The sequence below is a fragment of the Pseudomonas defluvii genome (genome assembly GCF_001695625.1).
GTDB classification, from domain to species: Bacteria; Pseudomonadota; Gammaproteobacteria; order Pseudomonadales; family Pseudomonadaceae; genus Aquipseudomonas; species Aquipseudomonas defluvii.
Genome location: NZ_MBPN01000011.1, coordinates 65,586 through 76,740 on the forward strand (window position 1 = coordinate 65,586; position 11,155 = coordinate 76,740).

Annotated in this window: 10 protein-coding genes; 2 read left to right on the top strand and 8 right to left on the bottom strand. The window is 59.6% G+C overall.

From position 1 onward, the window contains the following. Positions 1-11: 11 nt before the first annotated feature. Together EKA13_RS05320 and EKA13_RS05325 are read right to left on the bottom strand one after the other, a co-directional pair. Entirely contained in the window at positions 12-380 is a 369-nt protein-coding gene (locus EKA13_RS05320; RefSeq protein ID WP_065758356.1) for a DUF5064 family protein, read from the bottom strand. 10 nt (positions 381-390) lie between these two features. Then, positions 391-1,299, bottom strand: a complete 909-nt coding sequence (locus EKA13_RS05325; protein ID WP_065758357.1) for a universal stress protein — start codon at positions 1,297-1,299, stop codon at positions 391-393. A 311-nt stretch (positions 1,300-1,610) separates the two neighbouring features. Here EKA13_RS05325 and EKA13_RS05330 point away from each other — a divergent pair, with 311 nt between their 5' ends. Then, positions 1,611-2,363 (top strand): carbonic anhydrase, encoded by a 753-nt coding sequence (locus EKA13_RS05330; protein ID WP_065758358.1) that lies wholly within the window; start codon positions 1,611-1,613, stop codon positions 2,361-2,363. 70 nt (positions 2,364-2,433) lie between these two features. Here EKA13_RS05330 and EKA13_RS05335 read toward each other — a convergent pair whose 3' ends face one another. Then, the gene (locus EKA13_RS05335; protein ID WP_065758359.1) at positions 2,434-3,615 is read right to left on the bottom strand and encodes an acetyl-CoA C-acetyltransferase; all 1,182 of its coding nucleotides are present in this window, start codon (positions 3,613-3,615) and stop codon (positions 2,434-2,436) included. 125 nt (positions 3,616-3,740) lie between these two features. Here EKA13_RS05335 and EKA13_RS05340 point away from each other — a divergent pair, with 125 nt between their 5' ends. Continuing rightward, positions 3,741-4,643 carry a LysR family transcriptional regulator gene (locus tag EKA13_RS05340; RefSeq protein ID WP_065758360.1) on the top strand — a complete coding sequence of 301 codons (903 nt, stop codon included), beginning with the start codon at positions 3,741-3,743 and terminating at the stop codon, positions 4,641-4,643. Between the two features lie 2 nt (positions 4,644-4,645). Here the strand turns inward: EKA13_RS05340 and EKA13_RS05345 are convergent, their stop codons facing one another. From EKA13_RS05345 to EKA13_RS28090, 5 genes are all read right to left on the bottom strand, one after another. Beyond that, complete coding sequence (locus EKA13_RS05345) at positions 4,646-5,767, bottom strand: AI-2E family transporter (protein ID WP_065758361.1); 1,122 nt, start codon at positions 5,765-5,767, stop codon at positions 4,646-4,648. Between the two features lie 189 nt (positions 5,768-5,956). After that, positions 5,957-8,089, bottom strand: coding sequence for a TonB-dependent siderophore receptor (locus tag EKA13_RS05350; protein WP_065758362.1), 2,133 nt, complete (start codon positions 8,087-8,089; stop codon positions 5,957-5,959). 212 nt (positions 8,090-8,301) lie between these two features. Then, positions 8,302-10,302 carry a peptidase U32 family protein gene (locus EKA13_RS05355; protein WP_065758367.1) on the bottom strand — a complete coding sequence of 667 codons (2,001 nt, stop codon included), beginning with the start codon at positions 10,300-10,302 and terminating at the stop codon, positions 8,302-8,304. A gap of 122 nt (positions 10,303-10,424) precedes the next feature. Continuing rightward, positions 10,425-10,805 (bottom strand): RidA family protein, encoded by a 381-nt coding sequence (locus tag EKA13_RS05360; RefSeq protein ID WP_065758363.1) that lies wholly within the window; start codon positions 10,803-10,805, stop codon positions 10,425-10,427. Between the two features lie 71 nt (positions 10,806-10,876). Then, on the bottom strand, positions 10,877-11,155 hold a 279-nt coding region (locus EKA13_RS28090), incomplete at its 5' end, for a hypothetical protein (protein ID WP_218060838.1).

Below are 11,155 nucleotides of genomic sequence, written 5' to 3' on the forward strand. Positions count from 1 at the left end.
TAGGGCAGGGCTCAGAGACCGTCTTTGTCCAGGTTATCCAGGTTGATCGGATCCCCCGGCTTGATACCCAGTTTGTCGCGAATATCCTTGAACATCGCGTCGTATTCGCTGTGATTGCGCATGATTGGGCTGGCATTGGGTGGTACGCCATTTTTGACCGCATGCTTGGCAATCAGGCTGGCAAAGTTGTGCGCGGTATCTCGGTGCATGTCGAACTCTTCGGAAAAAGCACGACCATTGACCTCCCCGGTCATCGTGAAGTGCATCAGCATGCCTTCTTGGGGAACCTGACGGACCTCATAGAACACCTCAATGTCGAACGTTGGAACGCCAGGGATATTCGGGTTGTTACTGCGACGCAGATGACCGGGTGTGAACATGGACAGTTCCTCAGGGTTCAAGTTTTTCTCGAGTTGCCAGTATGTTGCAGGGCACTTGATAGAGCACTTGCTCGGTGGTGCTGCCTACTCGTTTATCAAGACCTGTGTGATGGGTGTTGCCCATGACGATGACGTCTGCGCGGTGCTGCGCGGCAAATTCGGCAATCGCCTTGACAGGGAATCCGGCAAGAAGGTGTTGTCGCTCAGGCGGTATTTCATAATGTTCAGCAAGCTGAGTGAACGCATGCTGCAGTGCTTTGCGTACTTCACTGTTGAACCCTGGCATCGTTACCGTCCCGGCACCTGCATCGGTGATATGGGTGTGTGCCGTATCGTAGGCGTGCAGCAAGTGGAGCTCAGCGTCGCATTGTTCAGCGAGCCGGGTAGCCGTCGCCATGATGCAGTCGTTGGTAGTTGAGGCCGGGTTTTGCGTGTGTTGTGGGGCGAGGTCCACGGCAGCGACGATGACACGTGGCAATGGGCATTGAATCTGGCTGACAAAATGCACAGCAGCCGGACATTCTCTGAGCAAGTGCCAATCCAGCGGCGTGATGAATACACGTTTGAGCAATGACTCATGGTGAACGTCTTTGATCACCAGGTCCGGCTGCAGCCGTTTCACCTGCTCAAGCATGTCTTCGTACACGGTACGGGTGAGCACCACTTCGCTGGTGACATCAATGCCGCTGCGGCGCATTACGTCAGCCTCATCGGCAAGCCACTTGCGGTGCTCATCCTGCAGTTGTTTGCGCAAGGTTTCGCCACCGCTCATCAGACCCAGAATGTCGACATCTTCGATAAACAACGTGATGTGCAGGGCCGCCCCGGTAGCATCGGCAATTGCTTGCGCGCGCTGCATGGCGGGCGAATGGCGCATGCTCGGGCCAGCGATGAGAAAGATGCGCTGATATTGGCTCATGTGACACCTCCAACGGTTTGGATGGTCCGCTAGCTCCCTGAAATAGCGTGGGTCAATGAAGGTGTCAGGCGCGCACGCTTCACCGTCATCGACACCTTCAATATAGGCCGACATTCAGCGCATACGCAGAATAATGGCTGCTTTACGATAAGCAGTCATCGCGGGGGCTTGGCGGTCCAGGCGTCGACTGGATTGAAGCTTTACATGTCATAAGAGGAATTCTCCTACAGAGCTATCAGAATCATCCGGCGTTCACGGGGGGCAGATAACCGGAAAATGCGCGTTTTACGTGCTTCCGAGAAGGTATGCCCATGTGTGAATGTAACGAGCAACGCAATACGGCCAGCCAAGCCAGCCGCCGACAGTTTTTACGTTTTGGTGGCGGTGCCGCCTTGTTGACCGCTGGGGCGATGATGCTACCGGCCATGCCAGCAATAGCTGCACCCAAGGATGGCCCGTTACCTAAACCACAGAATGACCTCACGCCCGACCTGGCCCTGTCTCGGTTGATGGAGGGTAATCAGCGGTATGTCGAGGGCGTCGCCCGTCGGCATGACTTCCTCTCCGAGCGGGAAGCCTTGGCATCCGGGCAAAACCCCTTTGCGGCCATCCTCAGCTGTGCAGATTCGCGCATTGCCCCGGAGTACGCCTTTGACAGTGCCCGTGGCGACATCTTTGCTGTGCGCGTGGCCGGCAATTTCGTTACCACCGATGGCCTGGCCAGCCTTGAGTACGCCGTAGCGGTGCTGGGCACCCCGGTGATCATGGTGCTGGGTCACGAAGCCTGTGGCGCGGTGAAGGCAGGGGTGCAGCGGGCAACCGATGGCACGACCTTCCCAGGGCATATCGACACGCTTGCCAAAGCCGTGGAGCCTTCGGTCAAGACTGTGATGGGCAAATCGGGCAATGTGCTCGACAACGCCATTCGCCAGAACGTTCTGGACAACGTCGAGCGCCTGAAAGGGGCGTCTGCGGTGTTGACCGAAGCCTTGGCCGCCAAGCGCTTGAAGATTGTTGGTGGGGTCTACGAGCTGGCGAGTGGCAAGGTTCAGTTGCTGGGCTAAAACGCCAGCAAACACGCCGGTCAGCACACGCTTGTGCTGACCGGCGCTGTTCTATTGCACCTCGGCTTGATCAGTCGCGCTCAAGTGCCAGGGCAACACCCTGACCACCACCGATGCACAGCGTGGCCAGGCCTTTGTTGACATCACGTTTGATCATTTCATGCAGCAGGGTCACCAGCACCCGGCAACCGGAAGCGCCGATAGGGTGCCCAAGCGCGATGGCACCTCCATTGACGTTGACCTTGTCTGCATCCCAACCCAGCTCTTTACCTACCGAGAGCGCCTGTGCGGCGAAGGCCTCGTTGGCTTCGATCAGGTCCAGTTGGTCCAGGGTCCAACCGGCCTTTTCCAGGCAGCGACGGGTTGCGTCGACCGGGCCAATGCCCATGATTGCCGGATCAACCCCGGCATTGGCGTAGGCTGCAATGCGGGCCAGTGCAGGCAAGCCCAAGGCCTTGGCTTTCTCTGCACTCATCAACAGCACCGCTGCTGCGCCGTCGTTGAGGCTGGACGCGTTGCCAGCAGTCACACTGCCGTCTTTCTTGAACGCCGGCTTGAGCTTGCCCAGGGATTCGGCAGTGGTTGCGCTGCGTGGTTGTTCGTCGGTGGCGAAGGCAATGGACTCGCCCTTGCGCTGCGGGATCAGGATCGGCGTGATTTCATCGATGAAGCGACCGGCCTCGATGGCGGCGCAGGCCTTCTGTTGGGAGGCCGCGGCAAACGCGTCCTGCGCTTCACGGCTGATCGCGTACTGCTCCACCAGGTTCTCGGCGGTAATACCCATGTGATAGTCGTTGAAGGCATCCCACAAGCCGTCACTGATCATGCTGTCGATCATGCTGGCATGGCCCATGCGCAACCCTGTGCGGGCGGCTGGCAGCACATAAGGCGCCAGGCTCATGTTTTCCATGCCGCCGGCGATGATCACCTCGGCGTCGCCACACCGAATGGCCTGGGCACCGAGGTGCAGCGCCTTGAGGCCTGAGCCGCAGACCTTGTTCAGGGTCAGTGCCGGCACCGCATGGGGCAGGCCGGCGAGAATCGCCGCTTGACGTGCCGGGTTCTGGCCACTGCCAGCGGTGAGTACCTGGCCGAGGATGACTTCATCCACTTCACTGCCGCAAATCCCGGCCTGTTGCAGCAGGTTGCGTATCACTGAAGCACCCAGCTCCGTCGCAGGGATCATGGCCAGTGAGCCTTGAAAACTGCCGATCGCGGTGCGGGTGGCGGCGACAATGACGACTTCTTGCATTGACTCTCTCCGTGTTCAGGGCTATTTGCGCTGAAGTGTTGCGCCAATACATATATTTGTTAAATTGATTTTTAAGATGAATTGATCGATTAATCTCAATAAAGCGCAGCGATACAGGAGCAGTCATGACGGTTAAGCAGATACGGGCCTTTTGGGCGGTGGCGCAGAGCCTGAGTTTTGCCGTGGCCTGCGAGCGGTTGCACCTGTCGCAATCAGCGCTGAGCCTGACCATCAAGTCCTTGGAGGAGGGGTTGGGTGGGCGATTGTTCAGCCGCACCACGCGCACGGTTACCCTGACCCCGGAAGGCGAGTCGCTATTGCCCCTGGCCCGCCGTCTGATCGCCGACTGGGACAACGCAGAGGATGAAATCCGCCAGCGGTTCACGCTCCAGCGGGGCCGCGTCACCCTGGCGGCGATGCCATCGTTCGCCTGCAACCTGCTGCCGCCGATCCTGAAAACCTTTCGTACGCGATACCCCAAGGTTGGCGTCACGGTAAACGATGTGATCAACGAGCAGGTGGTGGAAATGGTCCGCGATCGCCAGGTGGAACTGGGCGTCGCTTTTGAGCCGCTGCAGAGTTCGTCACTGGCGTTTACAACGCTGTACCGTGATCGATTCGTTGCCGTGGTGCCGCTTGACTCGCCGCTGGCTGAACTTCAAGAGGTCGACTGGAAAACCTTGCTTGAGCAGCCCTTTATTACCTTGCAACGCCCCTCAAGCGTGCGGGTGATGCTTGAAGATCACCTTCAAGCGCGGCAATTGAAGTTGGCGGTGGAGTTTGAAAGCCATCAGCTAGCGACCGTTGGCCGAATGGTTGCCAGCGGGCTGGGTGTCAGCACGGTACCGGCGTTGTGCGCCAGGCAAATGCAGGAGTTGGGCGCACGGTGCATTACCTTGCGCGATCCGGTGGAGCGGGCAATTGGCGTGTTGACCAAGCCCGGCCATGAGCTTTCGGCTGCTGCGCAGGCGCTGTTCGATATTCTGCTGGGCGCGCAGCCCGACGCACAGATGCCCGGGTGGCCGTGAGCTCAGTCGGCGGGCGGTTTTTCCGGCGTGTCACTTGCGTCGGGACCGTCATCTGGCAGTGTCTGATAGACCCAGTTCATGAAGAGCTGATACCCCACCGCCAGAATCACCGGCCCGATGAACAACCCGATGATGCCGTTGCTCAACATCCCGCCCAAGGCGCCAATCAGCACGACCGGCATCGGCACCGCCACGCCTCGTCCCAATAACAGGGGTTTGAGAATGTTGTCCGAAAGCCCGGCGAACACCGTCCAGGCCGTGAAGACGATGGTCGCAACGCTCACACCATCATGCGCGAACACATAGATCATAATGGGCAGGAGAATCAAGATCGTTGGCAACTGGGTAATGCCCAGCAGTAACACGACCAATGACAGCAACCCGGCTGCGGGCACGCCCATCGCGACCAGGCCAATGCCCACCATTAACATCTGGATAAAGGCAATGCCGACAACGCCCTGGGCCACTGCACGGATGGTGGAGGTGCACAGTGCTGCAAGCTGTGCGCCGCGTTCGGCGCCGGAAATGCGTGAGGCGATAGCCACCGCACTGTGCTGCAAACTGTCGCCTTTTGCCATCATCAGGCCAGCGATCATGAGGGCTGCGACAAACACCAGGACGCCCGTGCCGATGCCCGCCAACTGGACCAGCAGGGTTTTACTGACGCCTTTGATATGGGGGGCGATCTGCGAGTATGCCCAGCTCAAGTCATTGGACGCACGGCTCCAGACACCAAACAGCGTTTCGCCGATCAAAGGCCAACTGCGTACCGAGTCTGGCGGTGGAGGAATTTCGATGGCCTGGTTATGTAGCGTCTGCATGCTGGTTTGTACGGAGTTGGCGACTGAACTCCCCAGCAAGCTCAACGGGCCGATCAGGCAGGCGAGCCCCAGCAGAATCAGCAGAACGCTGGCAAAGCCCGGGCGATTGCCGAATACGACCGCGAGCTTCTGATTCAAGGGGTAAAGTGTGATTGCCAGGATCACTGCCCATAGCATCAGGTTCAAGAACGGCTGGAAAATCTGAAAGCACCAGCTCACCAGCACGGCGATCATCCCGGCACGAATCAGCACGTCCAGCAGTTCCCGACCGCTGTTTACACCGAGAAAGCGGTTTGCAGGCATACGTATGTCCCTCCTGAACGGGATCGGAACGCCGCCACCCGTGTCGGCCACCGGGTGGCGTTGCGGACGGTGCCGCAAACCCATTAGCTCACTATAGAAGTGCGCTGCAATTGAGCAAACGCAACAGGGCGATGAGCCGGTGCGCAAGAACCCGCTCGTCCAGGGGCTGGGCCGTATGCCGCTGACGCGTCAGAAGGTATAGGCGATGCCCGCCTGAACCGTACGCGGTGCGCCGGGATAGACGTAGTTGTTGAACGCGCCTTCGTCATAGCCTTTGTTGAACACGTTTTTCACGTCGAGGTTCAGACGTACATGTTCGTTGAGCTTGTAGAAGCTCAACAAATCGACCACGCTGTAACGGTCCATGGTGTAGGTCTGTGCGCTGGTCTGCCCGGCCCGGTCATCGACATACTTGACCCCCATGCCCAGCCCAAGCCCCCGGGCTATGCCATCCTGGAACTCATAGACGTTGAGCAGGCTGAAGGTGTTGCGGGGAATGTTGGCCAGTCGTGTCCCAGTCTCCAGTGAGTTGTCCTTGGTCACCTCGGCATCAACGTAGGCATAGCCCCCGATAACCCGCCACTCGGGCGTGAGGTTGCCTGCAATGTTGAGGTCCAGACCACGGCTGCGCACCTCGCCCGCTGCAACTTTGTAGTCTTCATTGACTGGGTCGACGGTCAGGACGTTTTCCTTGACGATCTGATACACCGCTGCATCGACGCTCAACTGACGTTCAAGTGCTTCCCACTTCATGCCCAGTTCGACGGATTTGCCTTTTTCCGGAGCAAACCCCTCACCCTGGCGGCTGGCACCGCTGTTGGGCTTGAACGAGCGCGCCGTGTTGGCATACACCGCAAGGGTATCGGTCAGGTCATACATCAGGCCAAAGCGTGGGGTGACCGCGTTGTCGGCCGCTTCCCAGCTTTTACTCTTGGGCAGGTAGTTGTCGTAGTCGTGCTCGAAGCGCTCGACGCGTACCCCGGCCAATGCCTTGAGACGCTCGGTCAGGGCTACCTGGTCCTGGACAAAAAACGCCCAGGTCTTCAGGTTTTCCTTGTCGTGGGTTGTGGTTCGGGTCAGGGCAGGGCGGGGTTGGCCGAGCACGGGATCGAAGATATCGATGGGGTAAGCCGTTGCCCCAGCCGCAGACCGCTGGATGATCGACTTGTAGTCGTAATCCTCGTACTCGACGCCGGTCAGCAGGGTATGGGCGAAACCGGCGGTATCGAAGTGCCCCGTCAGGTTCAGTTGCACGTCCCGGTCGGTCCACTCCAGCTTGCGATAGTTGAAGTTACGGTTCAGGGTGCGGCCGTCCGCTTGCAGGGCGTTGGCTTCCACGGCGTTGCCTTCGAGGCTGCCGTCAAGCATCTGCACGCCACCGGCCAGTGTCCAGTCATCGTTCAGCGCGTGGTCGAAGCGCAGTTGAGCCATGTTGTTGTCATTGTGCAGCAGGTTGTCGCTGCCTTTTTCCCAGATGTTGGTATCACGCGAGGCGCTGCCTTTTTGCGTGGCATAGCGGGTCAGACCACGGTCGAGCGGGTGGTTGTTACGCATGAAGTCACCTTCGAAAACGATCCGGGTCGTCTCGTTGACCTGCCAGCTCAGCACGGGCGCAACGTCGTAACGCTCACTCTCGACATTGTCGCGGAAACTCTCGCCACCTTCGCCCAGCAGGTTCAAACGATACGCCAGTGAACCCTCCTGGTTGAGCGCACCCGTAGCATCGAGGGTGGCGCGGTGCATGCCTTGGTCGTCGATCTGGCTGCCGACAGTCACCTTTTGCTCAACCTGCGGTTGTTTGCTGACCACGTTGAAGGTGCCGCCGGGATCGCCACGGCCGTAAAGGCTGGTAGCCGGGCCGCGTAACACCTCGAGCCGCTCGACGGTGTTGGCATCGGGGGCGTTCGGGTAGCCGCGGTTGATAGGAAAACCGTTGCGGTAGAACTCGCCGGTGGTAAAGCCTCGGACAGTAAAGGTGGTCAATCCCTGGCCACCGAAGTTGTTGGCCCGGCCAACGCCGCCAGCGTAGTCCAGCGCGTCCTGCAATCGGGTCGAACCGGTGTCTTCAAGCACATCGCGTGGCACCACACTGACGGACTGCGGGGTTTCATGCAGGGCGGTGTCGGTACGGGTCGCACTGGCCGAGCGTGTTGCCTTGTAGCCTTGCACCGGGCCGTCGGCGCGCTCGGCATCGGCGGCGTCGGCATTGATACTCAAGGCTTGAAGCTCGACCAGCGGTGGCTCGGTTTCATTTGAAGGATTAGCCCACACGGTGGGTGTAACAGCATGAAGCAGGCATAGCGAGACGAACGTGCGACGCATGGAAGGCGCAATCCTTGGAGGCGAGTGGTAGCAATTTGAATACGCGATAATAATAGTAATTATCGTTAATATTCAAAGTGTATTTTCCCACTTCACGCTTTCTCGCTGACAAGGCCCTTGAATGACAACAGGGCCCTTGGAAAACCAAGGGCCCTGTTGTGAGTGCAGGCCGAAATGAGCGGTTGCGACTGCCTTGAGCGCTACACGATCACTCAGTGAGGGGCGCGAGGAATGGTCTTGAGCAAGTCTTCCGGGCTGATGTGCCCGACCACCTGTTCCACCACGCTGCCCGGTTGCGGCAGGTCAAGGATGTGGCCCTTCATCTTGCCGATGACGTGCATTTCGCAAGGCTTGCAGTCGAACTTCAGCGTCAGCACCTCGTCGCCATGTATCAGTTGCATCGGTGCGACCTTGGTGCGCACACCAGTGACGCCCTTGGCCTGTTTGGGGCAGAGGTTGAAGGAGAAACGCAGGCAGTGCTTGGTGATCATCACCGGCACTTCGCCGGTTTCCTCGTGGGCCTCGAAGGCGGCGTCGATCAGCTTCACGCCATGGCGGTGATAGAAGTCGCGGGCCTTCTGGTTGTAGACGTTTGCCAGGAACGACAGGTGCGACTCCGGGTATACCGGTGGCGGGTCTGTCTCGGCTTTGCGGCTGCCACGTGGGTGGGCGTTGATACGGGCCATGGTCAGCGCATCGATGACCTCGCGGCGTAACGCCTTGAGCTGCGAGTTGGGGATGAAATACGCCTGTGGTGCATCCAGCGTGATGGCCGTAGCGTGGTACTGGGTGGTACCCAACTGGCCAAGCAGGTCATGCAATTGCTCCAGGGCCTGTTCCGGCTTGTTGGCCAGGCCGAACGGGCCGTCCAGGGCAGCGCTGGCAGTAATGCCTTCCTCACTGGTGGCGGTCAGTTCCAGGCGATCTTCGCGCAGGCGAGCGAGCCAGGAAAGACCTACCCGGCGCTCGGCGGACGTCTTGAGCAGGGCTTGCTGCCAGTTGTGGTCCAGGTTGCGGCTCAGCGGGTGGCCTGGGCGCAACTGGTGCAGGCCCTCGGGCATTTCGTTGGGTTCGACGCGGTAGCGGTAACGCTTTTCGCCATCTTCTTCGAACTCGCCCTTGGCTTCGGCGATGTTGGCGCGAAAACCCACCACTTCGCGTTTGACCAGCACATTGAGGCCGTCGCCGTTGGACAACGGCTCATGGCTGACTACCAGCAGGTCACGCTTGCCGACCTTCTCGACGACACCCACCGGCAGGCCGGTGAAGGTTGGCGAATCAAAGGCGCCAATGTCGATCTTGCGCTCGCTGACGAAGTAGTCGGTACTGCCGCGGTGGAAGGTCTTGTCTGGATCGGGCACGAAAAAGTGCGCGGTGCGGCCGCTGGAGGCGCGGGCCAGGTCCGGGCGGTCTTCGAGGACCTCGTCCAGGCGCTGGCGGTAATAGGCGGTGATGTTCTTCACATAGCCCATGTCCTTGTAGCGCCCTTCGATCTTGAACGAACGCACGCCGGCTTCCACCAGTGCGCGAATGTTGGCGCTCTGGTTGTTATCCTTCATCGACAGCAGGTGCTTTTCGTAGGCAACCACACGGCCTTGATCGTCTTTCAGGGTGTAGGGCAGGCGGCAGGCCTGGGAGCAGTCGCCGCGGTTGGCGCTGCGGCCGGTCTGGGCGTGAGAGATATTGCACTGGCCAGAGAAGGCCACGCACAGCGCGCCGTGAATAAAGAACTCGATTGCCGCATCGGTTTCATCGGCGATGGCGCGGATTTCACTGAGGTTCAGTTCGCGGGCCAGTACCAGTTGAGAGAAGCCAGCCTGGTCGAGGAACTTCGCCCGCTCCAGCGTACGGATGTCGGTCTGGGTACTGGCGTGCAGTTCGATCGGCGGGATATCCAGCTCCATCACGCCCAGGTCCTGGACGATCAGTGCATCGACACCGGCATCGTACAGTTGGTGGATCAGCTTGCGTGCCGGCTCCAGCTCATTGTCGTGCAGGATCGTGTTGATGGTAGTGAACACCCGGGCGTGGTAGCGACGGGCGAACGCTACTAACTGAGCGATATCACTCACTTCGTTGCAGGCGTTGTGGCGGGCGCCGAAGCTTGGGCCGCCGATGTACACGGCATCAGCGCCATGCAGGATAGCCTCGCGGGCAATGGCAACATCGCGGGCGGGGCTGAGCAATTCCAGGTGATGCTTGGGCAGGGACATGTTTTTCTGGTCGTTTGTCACGGTCAAGGCGCGCATTGTAGCTGCGAAACGCTTGACCGGCACCCACCTGCTGCCCGGTGGCGGCCGCTCGCGGAGGGCCGCCACTGGATAGCACCGTGGATTCAGCCCTTGGCGGCCATCGCCGTGACCTCTACGCGCATGCCTTCAACGGCAAGGGTCGCCACGCCGATCGCAGCGCGCACCGGCCAGGGCCTGGCGAAAAAGCGCTGATAAACCTCATTGAACGCAGCACGGTCGGCCATGTCGGTGAGGTAGATGGTCAGGTGCATGACACGGTCCATGGAACTGCCTGCGCGCTCCAGCGCAACCTTGAGTGCCTGCAGGGTGCATTCGCTCTGCTCGACGATGCCGCCCAGCTCCAGGCTGCCGTCAGCGCGGGTCGGGATCTGGGTGGAAACCAGTACGCCGCCGAAACTGGCGACGTCCGACGAGATGGATTCCGGGTCAGGATCGGGGAGGAAGGTGAGGTCGTGGTTTGCCATTAAGGGTCTCTTGCTTGAGGTCATCATCTGCGGCTGTCGTGCCGGGGCACGGCAGCGTTAACGCGCTCAGTTTAAGCGTACTGGCCAGGGTATGCATGCACCAAAGCGCCCGGCGCGCAGGCATCTGTGGTCAATAGGGTAACGACGCCTTCATTTCGCGGGAAACGTCCTACATTGCTGCGGTAACTAAACCTACTTTCACGGCCCCTGTTGATCAGCACAATAGCGTCGTCGGCAAACACCGACAGATAGAACATTCTGACAGTCATTTCAGGCTCTTCGCATTTAAGGGTGTAGAAAAAATCTGACCGGCTGGAAAAGGAGTCGAGGATCTTAGAAAATGTAAGCTC